This window comes from Micromonospora sp. CNZ309 (assembly GCF_002846525.1).
Map to the genome: position 1 here is coordinate 4,060,070 of NZ_PJNG01000001.1, position 18,097 is coordinate 4,078,166.

The 18,097-nt window shown below is 73.4% G+C and carries 16 protein-coding genes; 8 read left to right on the forward strand and 8 right to left on the reverse strand.

Annotation, left to right across the window (positions count from 1 at the left end; genetic code table 11):
• Positions 1-117: 117 nt before the first annotated feature.
• Positions 118-3,162: a UPF0182 family membrane protein gene (locus tag CLT72_RS16760; RefSeq protein WP_101415222.1), complete on the reverse strand. Its 3,045-nt coding sequence runs from the start codon at positions 3,160-3,162 to the stop codon at positions 118-120.
• Between the two features lie 179 nt (positions 3,163-3,341).
• On the reverse strand, positions 3,342-4,355 hold the full coding sequence (locus tag CLT72_RS16765) for a YlbL family protein (protein WP_101412642.1): 1,014 nt from the start codon (positions 4,353-4,355) through the stop codon (positions 3,342-3,344).
• Positions 4,356-4,537: 182 nt separating this feature from the next.
• Between CLT72_RS16765 and CLT72_RS16770 the strand changes: the two genes are divergently transcribed.
• A complete protein-coding gene (locus tag CLT72_RS16770; RefSeq protein WP_101412643.1) occupies positions 4,538-5,776 on the forward strand; it encodes a zinc-dependent metalloprotease in 1,239 nt (412 codons plus the stop codon).
• A gap of 211 nt (positions 5,777-5,987) precedes the next feature.
• Here the strand turns inward: CLT72_RS16770 and CLT72_RS16775 are convergent, their stop codons facing one another.
• The gene (locus CLT72_RS16775) at positions 5,988-6,602 is read right to left on the reverse strand and encodes a hypothetical protein (RefSeq protein ID WP_101412644.1); all 615 of its coding nucleotides are present in this window, start codon (positions 6,600-6,602) and stop codon (positions 5,988-5,990) included.
• A 181-nt stretch (positions 6,603-6,783) separates the two neighbouring features.
• Positions 6,784-7,314 carry a M48 metallopeptidase family protein gene (locus tag CLT72_RS16780; RefSeq protein ID WP_088998547.1) on the reverse strand — a complete coding sequence of 177 codons (531 nt, stop codon included), beginning with the start codon at positions 7,312-7,314 and terminating at the stop codon, positions 6,784-6,786.
• Positions 7,315-7,861: 547 nt separating this feature from the next.
• Here CLT72_RS16780 and CLT72_RS32325 point away from each other — a divergent pair.
• From CLT72_RS32325 to CLT72_RS16790, 3 genes are all read left to right on the forward strand, one after another.
• The gene (locus tag CLT72_RS32325) at positions 7,862-8,029 is read left to right on the forward strand and encodes a DUF5679 domain-containing protein (RefSeq protein ID WP_012014940.1); all 168 of its coding nucleotides are present in this window, start codon (positions 7,862-7,864) and stop codon (positions 8,027-8,029) included.
• A 247-nt stretch (positions 8,030-8,276) separates the two neighbouring features.
• On the forward strand, positions 8,277-9,329 hold the full coding sequence (locus CLT72_RS16785) for a TOMM precursor leader peptide-binding protein (protein WP_101412645.1): 1,053 nt from the start codon (positions 8,277-8,279) through the stop codon (positions 9,327-9,329).
• A gap of 78 nt (positions 9,330-9,407) precedes the next feature.
• On the forward strand, positions 9,408-10,775 hold the full coding sequence (locus CLT72_RS16790; RefSeq protein ID WP_101412646.1) for an ABC1 kinase family protein: 1,368 nt from the start codon (positions 9,408-9,410) through the stop codon (positions 10,773-10,775).
• Between the two features lie 341 nt (positions 10,776-11,116).
• On the opposite strand, the gene CLT72_RS16800 is transcribed toward CLT72_RS16790, so the two are convergent.
• From CLT72_RS16800 to CLT72_RS16810, 3 genes are all read right to left on the reverse strand, one after another.
• On the reverse strand, positions 11,117-11,482 hold the full coding sequence (locus CLT72_RS16800; RefSeq protein WP_088998544.1) for a WhiB family transcriptional regulator: 366 nt from the start codon (positions 11,480-11,482) through the stop codon (positions 11,117-11,119).
• Between the two features lie 129 nt (positions 11,483-11,611).
• On the reverse strand, positions 11,612-11,869 hold the full coding sequence (locus CLT72_RS16805; protein WP_101415223.1) for a hypothetical protein: 258 nt from the start codon (positions 11,867-11,869) through the stop codon (positions 11,612-11,614).
• 127 nt (positions 11,870-11,996) lie between these two features.
• A complete protein-coding gene (locus CLT72_RS16810; RefSeq protein WP_101412648.1) occupies positions 11,997-14,159 on the reverse strand; it encodes an ATP-dependent DNA helicase UvrD2 in 2,163 nt (720 codons plus the stop codon).
• Positions 14,160-14,251: 92 nt separating this feature from the next.
• On the opposite strand from CLT72_RS16810, the gene CLT72_RS16815 reads away from it, so the two are divergent.
• Positions 14,252-14,494, forward strand: a complete 243-nt coding sequence (locus tag CLT72_RS16815; RefSeq protein ID WP_089003216.1) for a mycoredoxin — start codon at positions 14,252-14,254, stop codon at positions 14,492-14,494.
• A 134-nt stretch (positions 14,495-14,628) separates the two neighbouring features.
• Here CLT72_RS16815 and CLT72_RS16820 read toward each other — a convergent pair whose 3' ends face one another.
• Positions 14,629-16,098: an MFS transporter gene (locus CLT72_RS16820; RefSeq protein WP_374208879.1), complete on the reverse strand. Its 1,470-nt coding sequence runs from the start codon at positions 16,096-16,098 to the stop codon at positions 14,629-14,631.
• Positions 16,099-16,200: 102 nt separating this feature from the next.
• Here CLT72_RS16820 and CLT72_RS16825 point away from each other — a divergent pair, with 102 nt between their 5' ends.
• The 3 genes from CLT72_RS16825 to CLT72_RS16835 all read left to right on the forward strand — a co-directional run bounded on the left by CLT72_RS16825 (position 16,201) and on the right by CLT72_RS16835 (position 17,978).
• Positions 16,201-17,181 carry a helix-turn-helix domain-containing protein gene (locus CLT72_RS16825; RefSeq protein ID WP_101412650.1) on the forward strand — a complete coding sequence of 327 codons (981 nt, stop codon included), beginning with the start codon at positions 16,201-16,203 and terminating at the stop codon, positions 17,179-17,181.
• A gap of 73 nt (positions 17,182-17,254) precedes the next feature.
• Complete coding sequence (locus CLT72_RS16830) at positions 17,255-17,488, forward strand: DUF397 domain-containing protein (protein ID WP_101412651.1); 234 nt, start codon at positions 17,255-17,257, stop codon at positions 17,486-17,488.
• Between the two features lie 214 nt (positions 17,489-17,702).
• A complete protein-coding gene (locus CLT72_RS16835; protein ID WP_101415224.1) occupies positions 17,703-17,978 on the forward strand; it encodes a hypothetical protein in 276 nt (91 codons plus the stop codon).
• The last annotated feature ends 119 nt before the right edge of the window (positions 17,979-18,097 follow it).

Consider the following 18,097-nt stretch of genomic DNA (forward strand, 5'->3'; position numbering starts at 1 on the left):
GGCGTAGTGGGGTGGCGGGTTGCGGGTGCCGGGCCGGCCGTCGCGAACACGACAGCGCCCCCGGCGTCTCCGACCGGTTCGGTCCGTGGGCCGGGGGCGCCGCGAGGGTGGTACGGGTCAGCCGCCCGGGTTCGGGGAGGCGCTGCCACCCGGCGCCGGGGACGCCGGGGCGCTGGCACCGGGCGACGGGGACGCCGGGGCGCTCGCCCCCGGGGTCGGGGCGGAGGCGGCCTGCTGGGCCTGCTGGAAGGCGGTGAGCGCCTCGTCCAGCGCCTTCAACGCGCGCCCGTACCGCTCGAAGTCGCCCGAGGTCTGCGCGGCCCGGACCTCCGCGATGGCGCTTTGCACGCGGTTGGCCGCCTCAGCCAGCTCGCCGGTCAGCGGGGGCGCGGTCCCGCCCGGCGGGGTGCCCCCGGGCGGCGGCGGGGTCCCGCCGGCGGGCGGCGGGGTGCCCGGGGTGGCGGCCTGCTTGCCCTGCTCGATGAGCTGCTTGATGCCGTCGGCCACGTTGTTGGCCAGCACCACGTAGGAGCCGCCGTCGCCGTAGGACATCAGCACCCGTTGCAGCAGCGGCGGCGCGTTCTGCGCGGCGGTCTTCACGTAGACCGGCTCGACGTAGAGCATGCCGTCGCCGAACGGCAGGGAGAGCAGGTTGCCGTACTGCACCTGGGCCTGCTGGGACTGGAGCAGGTTGAGCTGCTGGCGGATGTTGGCGTTGTTGGTCATCGACTGGTGCACCTGCACCGGGCCGGAGATGCGGGTCTGGTCGGGCAGGTCGAGCACCTCCAGCCTCGGCTGCCCGTCCACGTACGACCCGGAGATCAGCGCCGCGAGGTTCTCCCGGCCGTTCGGGGTGACCGCCGAGGTGAGCTGGAAGCGCGCCGATTCCTGGCCGGGGAACTTCGTGAAGAGGTAGTAGGGCGGCTGCTTCTGGCCGGTGTCGGGGGCGTCCGGCACGTTCGGCACCTGCCAGAAGTCCGTCTCCGAGTAGAAGGCGCCCGCGTCGGTCACGTGGAACCGGGTCAGCAGGTTGCGCTGCACCTTGAACAGGTCGGCCGGGTAGCGGAAGTGCTCGGCCAACTCCGCCGGGATCTCCGCCTTCGGCACCACCAGGTCGCCGCCGAACGCCTTGTTCCACGCCTTGAGCACCGGGTCGGTCTCGTCGAACTCGTAGAGCCGGACCGTGCCGTCGTACGCGTCGACGGTGGCCTTCACCGAGTTGCGGATGTAGTTGACGTTCTCCCGGGCGAGCTGGAAGGTGCCCCGCCCGGTCAGCTCGTCGGCGGTCTGCTCCTGGAGGTTGACGCGCTCCGCGTACGGGTAGGTCGCCGCCGTCGTGTAGCCGTCGATGATCCACTGGATCCGACCGTCGACCACGGCCGGGTACGGGTCGCCGTCGAGGGTGAGGAACGGGGCGACCTTCTCCACCCGGTCGCGGGGGTTACGCACGTAGAGCAGCTTGGAGTCGTCGTTGACCGCGTCGGAAAGCAGGAAGTTCGACTCCTGCTCCTTGATCGCGTAGAGCAGCCGCCGGGTGAACGAGCCGATCTCGACGCCGCCCTCGCCGGTGTAGGTGTAGGACTCGCCGCCCTCGCCGACCGGGCGGTCGAACTCCGCCTTCCGCTCCGGGTCGCTCTGGCCGACGATCGCGTAGTCGCTGGCGTCCATCCGCTCGCCGTAGTAGACGCGGGGCTGCTTGGCCGCGATCTGCTCGGTCTGCGAGGCGCACTGCTCGCCCGTCTGCTGGCCCTGCTCCTTCTGCTGCTCCTGCGGGTCGCCGAGGAAGCCGGAGACGAAGAAGGGCTGGCCGCCGCAGACCACCCGGTTGCCGGGCGCCGCCACCAGCCCGTAGCCGTGGGTGTAGACGGTGTGCCGGTTGATCCAGGTGTTCTGCTGGGGGGTCAGCTGCCGGTAGTTGACCTCGCGGAGGCCGACCACGTAGTCCTGCACCTTGCCGTTGACGCCGTACCGGTCGACGTCCAGCTTCTCGCCGAAGTCGTAGAACTGCCGGACCTGCTGGCGCTGGGTGTACGTCTCGGAGACCAGTTGCGGGTCGAGCAGCCGGATGTTCGGCACCACGGAGGTGTCCGTGGCGAGACTCGCCGGCGGCCTCAGGTTGCTCGCCGCGTACGGCGTGGTGGTGGCCGCCTCCAGGCCGAACGCCGCGCGGGTGGCCTTGATGCTGCGCTCGATGTAGGGCGCTTCCTTCTCCTTCGCGCTGGGCTTGACCTCGAAGGTCTGCACCGCCCAGGGGTAGACGCCGCCGATGGCGACGGCGGAGACGCCCAGCAGGGCCAGCGAGATGCCCGGCCAGACGAGGTTGCGCATCCAGGCGTTGGAGAAGACGATGATCGCGATCGCCACCACGATGGAGATGTACGCGAGGATCTCCTTGGCCGGCAGCAACGCGTTCACGTCGGCGTAGCCGGCGCCGTAGACGGGGCCGTTGCCGTACTCCAGCAGCATCGCGCGCCGGTCCAGCACGTACGCGAGCGCCTTCAGCAGGACGAAGACCGCGACGAGCGTGCTCAGGTGGGCCCGGGCGGCGTTGGTCATCCGGTCGCCGACGCCCTGGAGCCGGACGCCGCCGAAGATGTAGTGCACGGCGAGCGCGCCGATCACGGAGAGCACCACCGCGGTGAAGCCCACCCCGAGCAGGTAGCGCAGGAACGGCAGCTGGAAGACGTAGAAGCCGACGTCGATGCCGAACTCCGGGTCCTTCACGCCGAAGTCCCCGCCGTTGCGGAAGAGCAGCCACTGGTTCCACCGGCTCTGCGCCGACAGCCCGGCGAAGAGGCCGACCACGGCGGCGGCCAGCGCGATCCACAGACCCAGCCGGGGGCCCAGCAGCATCCGGTAGCGCTCCAGGGTGGCCTGCTCGGGCGAGTGCGGGCGCATGCGCGGACGCAGCCGCTGGGCCAGCCAGAGGTTGCCGCCGACGATCAGCGCCATGCCCAGGCCGACGACGAAGAAGAGCAGCAGCCGGGTCGTCAGCACCCCCGTGAAGACCCCGGTGTAGCGGACCTCGTCGAACCACAGCCAGTCCGTCCACGCCTGGACACCCCAGCCGAGCAGGGTGAAGAGCACGAACACCCCGACCAGGACACCGATCGTGACGCGTCCGCGTCGGCTCATCCTCGGCAGGGGGCTGCTGCTCTTCATGACCACTGTTGGCTCCGCACGCTCGATGTGATCGGCTCCGACCAGGCACCCAGAGTACGGGGTGTTCCTGAACGTGTCGGTCCAAGGTCACACGGGCGTCGCGCCGCGCGGCGCAAGCGTCGACGCACGGGCGGCCGGGGCGGGCCCGCCACGTACGCCGGGAGCGCCCGCGCGCGTGGTCAGCAGCGGGCCGGCTGGCCCCCGGCGCGCAGCGCCTCCAGCGCGGTCAGCGCCTCGTCCAGCGAGCCGACCTTGAGCATGGGCAGCCCGGGCTGCGGGTTGCGTACGGCCTCGGCGCAGTTCGCCGCCGGCACCAGGAACGCCACCGCGCCGGCGTCCTTCGCGCCCACCAGCTTCTGGGCGATGCCGCCGATCGGGCCGACCTGCCCGGAGTCGTCGATCGTGCCGGTCCCGGCGATGATCTTCCCGCCGGTCAGGTCCTCCGGGGTCAGCTTGTCCACGATGCCGAGGGCGAACATCAGGCCGGCGCTCGGCCCGCCGATGTCCTCCAGGTCGATGTTCAGGGTGAACGGGTGCGGCTGCTGCTGCTCGATCTCCACGCCGATGCGGGGCCGGTTGTCCTGCTCCCGGCTGGTGACCGTCGCCGTCGCGGCGACGCCGCCGCGGGTGTAGCCGATCTCCAGCGCCGTCCCGGCCGGCTTCGCCCGGATCAGCTCCGTGAGGCGGGCGGCCACCGGCACGGCCTGCCCGTCGACCGAGGTCAGCACGTCGCCGGGCTTGAGCACCCCGGCCGCCGGCCCGTCGGCGGCGACCGTCTTCACGACCACCTGCACCGGGTAGCCCAGCTCGCGCAGCGCCGCGGTCTCCGCGCTGGTCTGCGAGGTCTTGAAGTCCTCCGCGTTGCGCTCCTCGACCTCCTCGCGGCTCTCCCCCGGCGGGTACACCAGCTCACGCGGCACGACCGCCTCGTCGTCGGAGAACCAGCCCTGGATGGCGGAGCGCAGCTTGACCGAGGGCTGCACGCCGACCGTGGTCAGCCGCAGCTGCCCGGCGGAGGTGGACGTCTCCCGGCCGGTGACCTGGATGACCTCCTTGCCGTTCTCCTTGCCCAGCGTGTTGACGGTCGGCCCGGGGCCGAGCACCACGTACGGGATGGGCGCGCCGAGCACGCCGATGCTGAGCAGAGCGGTGAGCAGAGCACCGAGCAGGACGGTCACGCCGCGACGTCTCATGCGGCAGAGCGTACCGACCGGGATCGGGGCCTCCGGCGGATGAATCGCGACTTCGCCCTCAGCGCAACGCCAGCGGCGACTACCTGGGGCGCGGCGCGCGTACCGTAGACGTCGTGCCTGATATTCCGTTCGGTTTCGCGCTCCCGGGTGGGCAACCACCAGACCCCAACGATCCCGCGCAGATGCAGCAGTTCATGTCGCAGTTGCAGCACCTGCTCTCCGCGTCGGGCAGCGGGCCGGTCAACTGGGACCTGGCCCGGCAGGTGGCCGCCAGCCAGCTCGCCGCCGCGGGCGACCCGGCGGTGTCGCCCTTCGAGCGCAACGCGGTGGAGGAGGCGTTGCGGCTCGCCGACCTGTGGCTGGAGCCGGCCTCCGCCCTGCCCTCGGGGATCCAGACCTCGCTGGCCTGGAACCGCAACGAGTGGATCTACAAGACGCTCGACGTCTGGCGCAAGCTCTGCGACCCGGTGGCCAGCCGGATGGTCGGCGCGATGGGCGACCTGGTGCCGCCGGAGGCGCGCGCCCAGCTCGGCCCGATGCAGTCGATGGTCGCCACCCTCGGTGGCGCGCTCTTCGGCGGCCAGCTCGGCCAGGCACTCGGCTCGCTCGCCGCGGAGGTGCTCTCCGCCGGCGACATCGGGCTGCCGCTCGGCCCGGCCGGCACGGCCGCGCTGATCCCGGCCAACATCCGGGCGTACGGCGAGGGCCTGGAGCTGCCCGAGGACGAGGTGCGCCTCTACGTGGCCCTGCGCGAGGCGGCTCACCAGCGGCTCTTCCAGCACGTGCCGTGGCTGCGCGGGCACGTGCTCAACGCCGTGGAGATGTACGCCGCCGGCATCCGGGTCAACCGGGAGGCGATCGAGGAGGCGATGGGCCGGGTCGACCCGACCGATCCGGAGTCGATGCAGGCGATCGCGCTGGAGGGCATCTTCACGCCGGAGGACAGCCCGGCGCAGAAGGCGTCCCTGGCCCGGCTGGAGACCGCCCTGGCCCTGGTCGAGGGCTGGGTGTGCCACGTGGTGGACAGCGCGGCGAGCGGCCGGCTGCCCAACGTCGTGAGCCTCGGCGAGGCGTTCCGTCGTCGCCGGGCCGCCGGTGGCCCGGCGGAGCAGACCTTCGCGGCGCTGGTCGGCCTGGAACTGCGTCCGCGCCGGCTGCGCGAGGCGGCGGCGCTGTGGGCGGCGCTCACCGAGCACCGGGGGATCTCCGGCCGGGACGCCCTGTGGGGCCACCCCGACCTGCTCCCCTCCGACGACGACTTCGCCGACCCGGTGGCCTTCGCGATGTCCGAGTGGGACCTCGGCGAGTTGGAGAACTTCGACTTCAGCGCGCCGGGCGGCCCGGAGGAGAAGTCCCCGGGCGGGCCGGAGCAGCGGCGCCCGGACGACGGCACCGAGGACGGCGACGCCAGCCGCCCCTGATCGAGTCGACGGCGAGGGCCGCCCGACCCACCGGGGTTCGGGCGGCCCTCGTCGCGCGATCCGGCGACTTCGCCGCGCGGTCCGGCAGCCCACGTCGCGTGGTTGGGCGGCCCTCGTCGCGCGATCCGGCGGCCCTCGTCGCGTGGTCGGGCGGCCCTCGTCGCGTGGTCCCGAGCGGGTCAGCGGGGACCGAGCCCCCGTCGGCGCCCGGTCAGTGGGACCGGGCGGCGCCGGAGAGCAGGGCGCGGGTGGTCTCCCACCCCTCCACCGCCGGGTCCAGGAAGACCAGGTCGTCCGGCCCGCGCAGGCGCCGCCAGGCGGGGGTGACCGCGAGGTCGCCGGGTCGCGGCGCCGCCGCGCGCACGGCCCCGGGTCGGGCGGTGTCCAGGTCCAGCGCCGGGAGCCAGCCCGGCACGGGCAGTCGCACGGCCACGCCGAGCAGCCCCGGTGCACCGCCCTCGACCGGCGCGACAGCGACCGGCCGGGTGGTGAGCGGGCGCAGCAGCTTGCCGATGGTCAGGCCCGGCACGTCGGGCGCGTCACCGGCGATCACCGCCGCCTGGTCGTAACCGGTGCCGGCGAGGGCGGCGAAGACGGCGTTCGGCGTCGCCTCGGGCACCTCGTACACGGCCGTGTCCGGCCAGATCACCGCGTCGGCCAACGGCCGGTCGGCTGCGGTGACGGCGACGGCCGCCTCCACCTCGTTGAGCGTGGCGAGCAGGTCCACCACGTCCTCGGCGAGCGCGGCCCGCCATTCCACCGGGTCGGTGCCGGGAGGTGCCCAGGCCACCGGTCCGAGCAACGCCACCACCACACGTCGGGCCACGCCCCGACCCTAGCCGGCTGCCCGGACGACGGCCGGACCGACATCCGGCTGCGCGGCTGCGCGGGCTGTCCGGCAGCGCGGGCTGTCCGGCTGTTTGCCGCGCGACGCGTACGGAACGAGTCTTCGAGATCTACCATCTCCGCGGAGCGAGCCGACGCCGAGCGAGCCGACGCGGATGGTCTCAGTCCGATGGCGGGGTGCCGGAGGCCGCTGCCACGCCCTCCAGGTAGCCGCGCGCCCGCTCCGTCTTCGGGTAGCGCGCGACGAGCGCCCAGAACCGGGCGTTGTGGCTGGGCACGATGAGGTGCGCGAGTTCGTGCATGAGTACGTAGTCGATCACCCAGTCGGGCATGTCCCGGACGCGGTGCGAGAGGCGGATCGTGCCGTCGTCGGGGGTGCAGGACCCCCACCGGCCGTTCTGGTTGGTGACCCAGCGGACGCTCGTCGGTACGGCCTGCGTGCCGTGCTCGGCGAGGTAGAGTTTGATCAGTCGGGTGGCCCGGGCCAGCAGTTCGGCGTCGGAGCGGGCGAGGCGCCCCTCCCGGGCGGCGAGCCGGGCGAGCATCCGGTCGACCCACTCGCTCTCCTCGGCACGGGAGAACTGGTCGGGGATCAGGACGACGACCCGCTCACCGTCGCGGTACGCGGACACCGTGCGTCGCCGACGCTGGCTGCGCCGCACCTCGACGACCGGCTTCCGCGTCCCTGCCATCAGTGGGCCGCGCAGCCTCGGATTCCTGTCACGAAGGAAAGCTAATGCGTACTGACCAGGGGTCCGCAAGGGTCAACACCCCGACACTCGCCCGGAAAATGGTGATTGGTCGGCAGGAGTCCCAAAAAATCTTTTGCCGGGCCCTCGCAATACGCCGCCGTCACCCTTCGTGGCGGCCGATTTCGGCGCGACGGGTCGGACCTGCGGTTGCCGCCGGCGGGGGCGGGGCGACACCTCCACCGTAGGTGATCTCCGTAGCGCGCGCAGCTCGGGGTGCCCCGCACGGGGCATCTGACCGGGTTCGGTCGGCGTGTCCCCGCCAAACTGACTTATCCGACGTAATTCGCCATGCACACTCTCGACGTCGACTTGCTCACAGTGACGAAGCACAGCTGACATGGAACTGCCCAGACCTGGGTAGGGTCCGCGGACCAGCGGTCACGAGCGTGGCCGTGGGAGAACGACCCAGCGCCGGTGCCCGAGTGGCCCCGCCGCCGGGAACCCCGCCGGGACGGCATCGGCCGGCGGACGAGACGAGGAGGGCACCGTGGCCGACCAGGCCCAGACCTACAACGGTTACTGCGTCAAGTGCAAGGAGAAGCGGGACTTCGAGGGCCGCGTCGAGGTGTCGAAGACCGGGATGAACATGGCCAAGGGCAAGTGTCCGGTCTGCGGCACAACAGTGAACCGCATCCTGGGCAAGGCGAAGGTCTGACCCGTACGGATGCGTCGGGGAGGGCGGCCGCCGGCCGCCCTCCCCGGCATGGCCACACCTGATCCGGGTCGACCGCCCGGCGGCCGGCTCGCCCGGGCGACCCGGCCGGGAACACTGTCGGCTGGCCGACACGGTTACCGGCGAGTTGTGGATATCCCCGGATTTCCTGTGGACAGCCCTGGACAGGGCGCCGCGCACCTGTGGACAACGATCGACGGTGAGCGCGGACACGGTCACGATTCGTGTCATGCGCCGTGCCACGCTGCCCCGGCCCACGCTGCTGCCGGGCCTCACCAGACTCTGGCGGGACCGCCACACCCTGCAACTCGGCGTCGAGCCCGGCCGCGCCGTACTGCTGGAGATCGCCGATCCCCGGGCCGCCCGCCTGCTCGACCTGCTCGACGGCACCCGTAGCGAACGGGTGGTCCTGGCGCACGCCGTCGCCGCCGACGTGGCGCCGGACGAGGCCCGTACCCTGCTCGACGCGCTGCGGACCGCGGGCCTGGTCGTACCCGCGCACACCCTGCTGCCGAAGGACCTGGCGGGCCCGCCCCGGGCCCGGCTCACCGCGGAGGCCGGGGCGCTCGCCCTGGCCGCGGCGCGACTTCCCGGCACCCCCGCCCAGGTGCTGCGCCGGCGGCTGGCCGCCCGGGTGGTGGTCAGCGGCACCGGCCGCCTCGGCGCCCCCGTCGCCCTCGCGCTGGCCCAGGCCGGGGTCGGGCACGTGCACGCCGACCTGGCCGGCCCGGTGCGGCCGGCGGACCTGGTCGGCACGGGCATCCCGGCCGCCGCGCTCGGCCGCCCGCTCGCCCCGGCGGTACGCGACGCCGTCGAGCGGGCCGCCCCGGGCACGGCCACGGGCCCGCTCCGGCGGGGGCGGATCGACCTGGTCGTCCAGCTCGGTACGGACCGGCCGGCCGCCCTGCTCGCCGCCGGCCACGCCCAGCGCCGCCAGCCGCACCTGCTGCTCGGCCTGCGCGAGGGAGTGCCCGTCGTCGGCCCTCTCGTCCGCCCGCCCGCCGGGCCGTGCCTGCACTGCCTCGACCTGCACCGGGCCGACCGGGACCCGGACTGGCCGGCGCTGGCCGCCCAGCTCGCCTCGGACGCCGGTGAGCAGGCGTGCGCCACCGCGAACCTCCTGGCCGCCGGGGCGTACGCGGCGGCCGAGGCGCTGACACAGCTCGACGGGGGCACCCCGGAGACCCTGGGCTGCGCGGTGGAGATCACCGGGGCGGGGCGGTTCCGCCGCCGGACGTGGCCGCCGCACCCCTCCTGCGGATGCTCCCGACGACGCCGGTGACGCCCCGGAGAGCGGGGCTGGGCAGCCAGCCCGCCGGCAGAGCAGCCGTGGGACCCCGGAGTCGGTAACAATGGCCGAGTGACCGACATCCCGCGCCGGGCCGTGTCCCGGACCGCCAAGCTCGCCGCTCTGCCGCTCGGCTTCGCCGGTCGGACCGTCCTCGGCATGGGTAAGCGCGTCACCGGGCTCGCCTCCGACGTGATCTCCGCGGAGATCCAGCAACGCACCGCCGAGCAGCTCTTCAGCGTGTTGGGGCAGCTCAAGGGCGGTGCGATGAAGTTCGGCCAGGCGCTGTCGGTCTTCGAGGCCGCCCTGCCCGAGGAGATCGCCGCCCCCTACCGGCAGGCGCTGACCAAGCTCCAGGAGGCCGCGCCGCCGCTCCCGGCGGCCAGCGTGCACAAGGTGCTCGCCGAGCAGCTCGGCCCGGACTGGCGGGACCGGTTCGTGGAGTTCGACGACACCCCCGCCGCGGCGGCCAGCATCGGCCAGGTGCACCGGGCGGTGTGGCGGGAGCCGGGCTACGGCCCCTCGGGCGCGCCGAACACCCGCGACGTGGCCGTCAAGATCCAGTACCCGGGCGCCGGTGACGCCCTGCTCGCCGACCTCAAGCAGCTCTCCCGGCTCGGCGGGATGTTCCGGGCGATCCAGCCCGGGCTGGACGTCAAGCCGCTCCTGGCGGAGCTGCGGGAACGGATCACCGAGGAACTCGACTACGAACTGGAGGCGGAGTCGCAGCGCGCCTTCGCCGCCGCGTACGCGGACGATCCCGAGATCCACATCCCGGCGGTGGTCTCGGCGTCGCCCCGGGTGCTGGTCACCGAGTGGGTCGAGGGCACCCCGCTGGCGGAGATCATCCGCGAGGGCACGGAGGAGCAGCGCGACGAGGCCGGCCGGTTGATGGCCATCCTGCACCTGTCCGCGCCGCAGCGGGCCGGGCTGCTGCACGCCGACCCGCACCCGGGCAACTTCCGGCTGCTGGCGGACGGCCGCCTCGGGGTGATCGACTTCGGCGCGGTGGCCCGGATGCCGGAGGGCACGCCCGAGCCGATCGGGCGCATCGCCGGGCTGGCGCTGCGGGGCGACGCCGACGGGGTGGTGGCGGGCCTGCGCGCGGAGGGCTTCATCGGCTCCACCGAGGAGATCGACGCCCAGGCGGTGCTCGACTTCCTGCGTCCGATGCTGGAGCCCATCGCCGCCGACGAGTTCCGGTTCACCCGGGCCTGGCTGCGTGCGGAGGCGACGCGGTTGGCCAGCCCCCGTTCCCCCGCCTACCAGTTGAGCCGCCAGCTCAACCTGCCGCCGTCGTACCTGCTCATCCACCGGGTGACGCTCGGTTCGATCGGCGTGCTCTGCCAGTTGGAGGCGAAGGCGCCCTACCGGGGCGTCCTGGAGCGCTGGCTGCCCGGCTTCGCCCCGTCGACCGAGCAGCCCTCGACGGGCGGCTGAGCCAGGCTGCGGCTGAGTCGGCCCGGCGGGTCGGTCCGCTGCGGACGCGTCGAGGGCGGTGGCCGGAGTCCGGCCACCGCCCTCGACATTCGGTGGGGTACTAGAGAACGCCCAGGTCGCGCGCCGCTCGGTTGCGGCTGTTCATGGCGACGGTACGGGCGGAAAGGGTTGCCTCAGTGCTCGCGGTGGTACGACCGGCCTGAGGCCGGCGCATTCGAGCCCGGGACAACGCTTCGTGAAGTAGTTGCATCTCGGCGACTCCGTCAAGAACGTTCAGCATGGTGGTCAGCTCTCTCGTCGCCGGCGTGGCACCGGCGTGGGTGGATTGGATCGGGTGCATGTCAGGCCGCCAGCCGGACCGTGGTGCGCGACTCGGACAGCCCACTGGCCGCCAGTCGTGCCTCGGCCTCGACCCGGAGCGCCGCGTCGCGGGCGAGGTCCTCCTTGCGCGGGCGGCCACGGGGCCGCTTGCGCGGGACGACCGCGCCACGCTCGAAGATCTCGCCGCCCCAGACGCCCCAGGGCTCGGCCCGCTCCACCGCCCCGGCGAGGCACTCGACGCGCAGCGGGCAGTCCCCGCAGAGCGACTTGGCCAGCTCGAGCTCGGCGGGCGAGTCGGAGAACCACAGGTCGGGGTCGAACTTCCGGCAGGGCAGGTTCGCCTCCACTTCGACGCTCACGTCGAGCGGGGCCAACGCCAGACTCATCGCCCGGTCACCTCTCTCTCACTTCGATCTCGTGGATCGCATTTCCGACGTACTTGGCGGGCAAAAAACTGAGGCCGCGGATCCCGGTAGCGGGTTCCGCGGCCTCGAGGTGAGCCGGTGGTCTGAGGATCAGACCGGTCTACCTCGAGGTGGAACTCCGCGGACGTCCATGTGACGCTTGGCAGCATCGACGCCCTTGCCCGTGAAGCCACTGGTGCCCTGGATTCCGTTCGGCGCGGGGGCGAGGATCAGCTCGGCCTGAGCCTCGACCCGGTGCACCTGGGAAACCGACGGTCGCGCAGCGGCGAGGGCCACCCGGACAGCCGACAGCGGAGCGACGACAGCGGGCAGCGCCGCCGGACGCTCGCAGATGTAGACGATCTCCATGGGGGCCACCTCCTCTGACGTTCACTCGTGCCGATACGGTCTCTACCCCTCGTGAGCAGCCGAAATGGCGCCGCTCGCGAGGTGTGCCATGAGGCTATTCCTCGTCACGGGGCGAGGGCAAACGAATTTACGGCGAGATTTCGAAAGTTTTCTCCGGGCAGACGTCGTCGACCGCCGCGCCCGCCACCAGCGCCAGCACCGCCTCCCCGTAGAGGCCGAGCTTGCGGGGCCCGATGCCGGCGATGGCGATCAACTCCTCCGCCCGGCCGGGGCGCCGCTCCGCGAGCGCCACCAACGTGGCGTCGGTGAAGACCACATAGGCCGGTACCCGCTGCCCGCCGGCCACCCGCTGGCGCCACTCGCGCAGCCGTTCGTGCAGCTCCTCGTCGATGTCCGAGGGGCAGGTGGGGCAGCGGCCGAGCTTGCGGTCCGGCCCGGCCAGCAGGGTGGCGCCGCAGATCCGGCAGGAGACGATCTGGGTCCGGCGGCGCTCCGGCCGGCGCGCCGCCGGCGCGGCCCCGGCCCGCTCCGCCCCGCCGGAGCGGTCGAGCTGCGGCAGGAACCGCGAGGGCCGCCGGGCCCGCCCGCCCGGGGAGCGGGCCGAGGCGTACGACAGCCAGAGCCACTCCCGCGCCCGGGTAACGCCGACGTAGAGCAGCCGGCGCTCCTCCTCGACCTGTTCGGCGGTCTTGGCGTACGTGGTGGGCAGGGTGCCTTCGGAGAGGCCGACCAGGAAGACCGCGTCCCACTCCAGGCCCTTGGCGGAGTGCAGCGAGGCCAGGGTCACCCCGTCGACCGTCGGCACGTGCTGCGCGGCGGCCCGGCGGGCCAGCTCCTCGTTGAAGTCGGCCAGGGTGACCGGGCGCTCGACCGAGGCGGCGGGCCCGATCGGCAGCACCTGCGGGGTGGCCGCGTACTCCTCGGCGAGCTGCACCAGCGCGGCCAGCGCCTCCCACCGCTCGCGGACGGCGCCGCCGGCCGGGGCCGCGTCGGGGGCCCAGCCGACCGCGGTGAGCGCCTCCACGACGGCGGCGGGCAGCGGGGTCTCCCCGGGGATCGACCGGGTGGCGGCCCGCAGGGCGACCATCGCCTGCCGGACCTCGACCCGCTCGAAGAACCGCTCCGCCCCCTGCACCACGTACGGCACCTGCGCCTCGGTCAGCGCCTTCTCGTACGCCTCGGACTGCGCGTTGGTCCGGAACAGCACGGCGATCTCCTTCGCCGGGGTGCCGGCGTCGACGAGGGCGCGGCAGCGCGCGGCCACGGCGTTGGCCTCGGCCGGCTCGTCGGTGAAGATCCGCAGCTCCGGTTCGGGGCCGGGCGGACGCTGGCCGACCAGTTCGAGTCGCAGCCGCGCCTCGGCGCCCCGCGCCTGGGAGATCACCGCGTTGGCCAGCCCGACGACCTGCGGGGTGGAGCGGTAGTCGCGGACCAGCCGGACCACCGTCGCGCCCCGGTGCCGGCGCGGGAAGTCGACCAGGTAGGACGAGGTGGCCCCGGTGAAGGAGTAGATCGTCTGGCTGGCGTCGCCGACCACGGTCAGGTCGTCCCGCCCGCCCAGCCACGCGTCGAGCAGCCGCTGCTGGAGGGGGTTGACGTCCTGGTACTCGTCGACGACGAAGTGCCGGTACTGGGCGCGGACCTGCTCGGCGACGTCCCGGTGCTCCTCGATGCCCCAGACCGCGGCGCGCAGCATGTCCTCGAAGTCGATCACGCCGTTGGAGCGCTTGAGCCGCTCGTACGCCGCGAAGACCTCGGCGACCCGGGCCGGCTCGTGCGGGGTGTCCCGCATCGCCTTGGCCGCCGCGACGACGTACTCCCCCGGCTCCACCAGCGACGACTTCGCCCACTCGATCTCGCCGGCGAGGTCGCGCGCGGCCGCCCGGTCGGTACGCAGGCCCGCCTTGGCCGCGGCGAGGGTGACCAGCCGGACCTTGCTGTCCAGCAGCTCGGGCATCGCCCGACCCTCCAGCAGCCGGGGCGCGAAGTAGCGCACCTGGCGCAACGCGGCGGCGTGGAACGTCCGCGCCTGGACGCCACCCACCCCGAGCGCGGTGAGCCGGGCCCGCATCTCGGCGGCGGCGCGGGCCGTGAAGGTCACCGCGAGCACGTGCCGGGCGGAGATCTCGCCGGAGAGCGCCCGATGGGCGATCCGGCAGGTTACCGCGCGCGTCTTGCCGGTGCCGGCGCCGGCCAGGATGCAGACCGGACCGGCGGGGGCGGTCACCGCCGAGCGCTGCTCCGGGTCGAGCCCCGCGAGCACGCGTTCGGATGCTGAGTGAACCGCCACAGCGAGGAATTGTCTCAGCTCCGCCGGACGTTGCAGCGATTAGCCTGGGCTTGATCGGCAAGCCGCCGTGCGGACCGTTGGAGGACCTGAGCATGCTGACGATGTATTCCACCCCCTGGTGCGGCTACTGCCACCGGCTGAAGTCGCAGCTCGACCGGGAGGGCATCGGCTACGAGGTGGTCGACATCGAGCAGGACCCGAAGGCCGCGGAGTTCGTGATGAGCGTCAACGGCGGCAACCAGACCGTCCCGACGCTGCGGTTCGCCGACGGCAGCGCCCTGACCAACCCCTCGATCACCCAGGTCAAGCAGCACCTCGCCACGATCGACGCCTGACCGACGCAGCACCGACGACGAGCGGCCGCCCACCCGGGCGGCCGCTCGTCGCGTTCCCGCGGCGGGGCGGTCGCGGCGGGGCGGTCGCGGCGGGCGGTCACGGCGGGCGGTCACGGCGGGGCGGACAGGACGACTCAGCGCCCCGGGCTCGGTGGCGTGGTGCCGACCACCTCCTGCCCCCCGGCCTCGCCCCGCCACCCCTCGGTCCCGGCCCGCTGGCCCCCGGCCCCGCGCCACTGGCTGCCGGCCCCGGCCGGCCCGTCGGTGGGCCGGCGGGGCGCCGGGATCGTTGCGGGCGGCGGAGGGCTGAGCGTACGGCCGCGCCAGAGGTAGCCGCCGGCGAGCAGGGTGGCCACCCCGATCAGGGCGAACAGGACGCGGTAGTCCAGCACCCCGACGAGCAGGGCCCCCGCGCCGATGGAGAGCGCCTGCGGGCCGCTCACCACCGCCTCGGAGGCCGCGGCGACCCGGCCGAGCAGGCCCGGCGGGGTACGCCGCTGGATCAGCGTGTGCAGCCCGACCATCGTCAGCGGCAGCGAGACGCCGGCCAGCAGCACCGCGACGAAGCCGAGCCAGAGGTTCGGGTACACCAGCGCCAACGAGGCCGGACCGAAGAACGCCACCCCGGTGGCGAGCGTGCCCACCTCGCCGGCGCGGCGCACCACGGCCGGGGAGAGCAGCCCGCCGACCAGTCCGCCGACGCCCTGCACGGTGACCAGCACGCCCACGAACGCGGCGTCGCGGCGGAGCCCCTGGTCGACGTACGCGAAGATCAACGACTCGCTGAAGCCCATCGCCAGCGACCCCAGCCCGTAGCCGAGCAGCGCCCGCCGCAGCGCCGGCTCCCCGGCCAGGTGCCGCAGCCCGGCGCTCACCTCGGCCGGCCAGCGCACCCCGGCCCCGGTCCGCGGCGTCTCCGTCGTGCGGATCAGGCCCACCACGACGGCGGCCGACAGGAAGCCGACCATCCCGATGACGGCCAGCATCCAGCCGCCCACGGCGGCGTAGAGCCCGGCGCCGGCCAGCGGGCCGACCAGGCGCAGCCCCTGGCGCACGGTCTGGAGCACGCCGTTGGCGTCGGCCAGCAGTTCCACCGGCACGAGCTGGCGGATCAGGCCGCTGAGCACCGCGCTGAGGGTGATGTACGACAGGCCGTAGAGGGCGGCCACCACGTAGATGATCCACACGTCGGTCCGGTCCCGCACCGCGAGGAGCGGGGTGAGCAGCACGGCCGTCGCCAGGTTGGCCGCCACGAAGAACGGGCGGCGGGGATAGCGGTCGACGATCCACCCGACCAGCGGGGCCAGGGTCATCGGGGCGATGACGGCGAAGATGGTGGCGCCGGCCAGCCCGTCCGATCCGGTCAGGTCCTTCACCCAGATGGCGAGGGCCAGCAGCAGGATCGACTCGGCGGCCATGCTGGCCAGCAGGCCACCGAAGAGCAGACGGAAATCCGGGCGGCGCAGGACGGTGCGCATGGGGTCCCTCCGGCGGGGGTGGTGCGCGGCGTGGCGCGGTCGGGGGTGGCGCGGGCGGGCCGACGGCGTCGTGCGGGCCGCCGCGCCCTTCCCACGGTCCTCTTTTCTGCGAGACACGCCCCCCACCGGGGCCTCCGACGGGAGGCGCGCCGTCCATACTGACCGTGGGGGGCGAATTTCATACAGTTACCGTCGCGTCTGCGGCGGCCCACGGGAAAAGAGGACGTCGTGCCTCCTGCCTCACCCAGCCCGATCCTGCGCCGACGCAGGTTGGGCACCGAACTGCGCCGACTGCGCGAGGCCGCGGGTCTCACGGGAGACCAGGTCATCGAGCGGGTCGGCTGGGCGTCCGCGTCCAAGTTGTCCCGACTGGAGAACGGCCGCAGCCGCCCGGACCCGGACGACGTCCGCGCGCTGCTGGATCTCTACGGCGCCGAAGAGGCGCTACGCCGGGAGCTCCTCGGCATCACGCAGGAGGCCGGCGACATCCGCGGCTGGCTGCGGAACTACCCGGTGATGACCCAGCAGCAGCGCAGCTTCGCCGAGCTGGAGGCGGGCTGCGCGGAGATCTCGGAATACAACCCGGTCCTGGTGCCGGGCCTGCTCCAGACGGCGGCGTACGCGTCGGTGCGGATCGCCTCGGCCCGGCAGGTCGGCGAGGAGGCCGGCGATCCGGAGGCCGGGGAGGACATCGACACCGAGGTGCGGGCCCGGCTGGCCCGCCAGTCGCTGCTCAACCGCGCCGTCGACGCGCCCCGCTACACGGCGGTGCTGGAGGAGGCGGCGCTCGGCGGCCGGACCGCGCCGCCGGAGGTGCTGCACGAGCAGCTCGTGCAGCTCTGCGAGCTGGCGATGCTGCCGAACGTCACGCTGCACGTGCTGCCACGCGACACCCAGATCGGCGACTGGTACCTCCCGCCGACCGCGTTCTCGGTCTACCGGTTCGCCGATCCGCTCGATCCGGAGACGCTCGCGATCGAAGGGGGGTTCACCGACGTCATGTCGACCGAGGCAAACGCCCTAAATCGCTATAAAGTGGTGTTCGAGTGGCTATGCACGGCGGCGCTCTCCGAGTCGGACACCCTCTCCTGGCTGATCGAAGCGACGGGGCGGCTGCCCGACACGGCGACCGCGTCCACGGTGGCGTACGGGTCGGCAACGGCGCCGCCCCAGCGTCGCCGGCACTCCGGGCGCCTGACGGAGCGATGATCACGGGGGTCCCACCCTCGGGTCGTGCGGCGCCACTCGTTCCATCGGAGCAGTTCACCTCAGGAGTGGCACGATGAACGAGATCCGCAACACGACCGTGATCAACCAGCTCGCCGACGCCCCGTGGCGTAAGAGCACGCGCAGCCAGACCTCGAACTGCGTCGAGGTCGCACCACTGAGGACCGGGCCGGCCGCGGTGGCCCTGCGCGACAGCAAGGACCAGTGCGGTCCGGTGCTGCTGTTCAACCGGGCGGGCTGGCTGGGCTTCATCGCCGGCGCGAAGAACGGACAGTTCGATCTGAACTGATCCGTCGACCGTCGCGGGGCCGCCGGCAGGGTGCCGGCGGCCCCGTCGCGTCAGCGCCGTACCACCCCGCCGACCAGGCATCCGCTGATCGGACGAGCCTCCGGACCAATCGTCGCGTTTCACTTGATGAGACGACCGCGCGGCGTAACATGACGACAGAGTGACGTGGAACTTCCACCCGTTCCCCACCGTCGCGATTCATCCGGAGACCCGTATGCGGTTCCTGATCGTTCGCACCGACATCCGCGCCGCCGCCGACGTGGACATCGCCGCCGCCTGGGCGTGCGGTGGCCGCCTGCGGGACGAGACCACGGCGCCCGAACCGCGCCGCCAGATCGTGCACGCCGAGGAGCGCGACGCCGCGCTGCTGCTGGCCCGGGCCCTCGCCACCGTCGGCGCGGTCCGCTCCGGCAGGCAACGGGTCAAGGTGCTCCCGCTCGACGAGCCGGGCGGCGGGCTCCGGGCCGCGCCCGACGACCGGGGCAGCTGACCCGCACCCAGACGTCCGTCGTGGTCGGACCGGCTCCCCCGCCGTGTTCCTTGCCCCAGCCGGCCACGACGGCCCGTGTTCCCGGCCCGTGACCGTCGCGGCAACGGCGGCCACGGGCC

Bases quoted from the DNA above. Each gene is read 5' to 3' on its own strand.
- CLT72_RS16760 (WP_101415222.1), bottom strand. From the start codon at position 3,162: ATGAAGAGCAGCAGCCCCCTGCCGAGGATGAGCCGACGCGGACGCGTC.
- CLT72_RS16765 (WP_101412642.1), bottom strand. From the start codon at position 4,355: ATGAGACGTCGCGGCGTGACCGTCCTGCTCGGTGCTCTGCTCACCGCT.
- CLT72_RS16770 (WP_101412643.1), top strand. From the start codon at position 4,538: ATGCAGCAGTTCATGTCGCAGTTGCAGCACCTGCTCTCCGCGTCGGGC.
- CLT72_RS16780 (WP_088998547.1), bottom strand. From the start codon at position 7,314: ATGGCAGGGACGCGGAAGCCGGTCGTCGAGGTGCGGCGCAGCCAGCGT.
- CLT72_RS16785 (WP_101412645.1), top strand. From the start codon at position 8,277: ATGCGCCGTGCCACGCTGCCCCGGCCCACGCTGCTGCCGGGCCTCACC.
- CLT72_RS16800 (WP_088998544.1), bottom strand. From the start codon at position 11,482: ATGAGTCTGGCGTTGGCCCCGCTCGACGTGAGCGTCGAAGTGGAGGCG.
- CLT72_RS16805 (WP_101415223.1), bottom strand. From the start codon at position 11,869: ATGGAGATCGTCTACATCTGCGAGCGTCCGGCGGCGCTGCCCGCTGTC.
- CLT72_RS16815 (WP_089003216.1), top strand. From the start codon at position 14,252: ATGCTGACGATGTATTCCACCCCCTGGTGCGGCTACTGCCACCGGCTG.
- CLT72_RS16830 (WP_101412651.1), top strand. From the start codon at position 17,255: ATGAACGAGATCCGCAACACGACCGTGATCAACCAGCTCGCCGACGCC.
- CLT72_RS16835 (WP_101415224.1), top strand. From the start codon at position 17,703: ATGCGGTTCCTGATCGTTCGCACCGACATCCGCGCCGCCGCCGACGTG.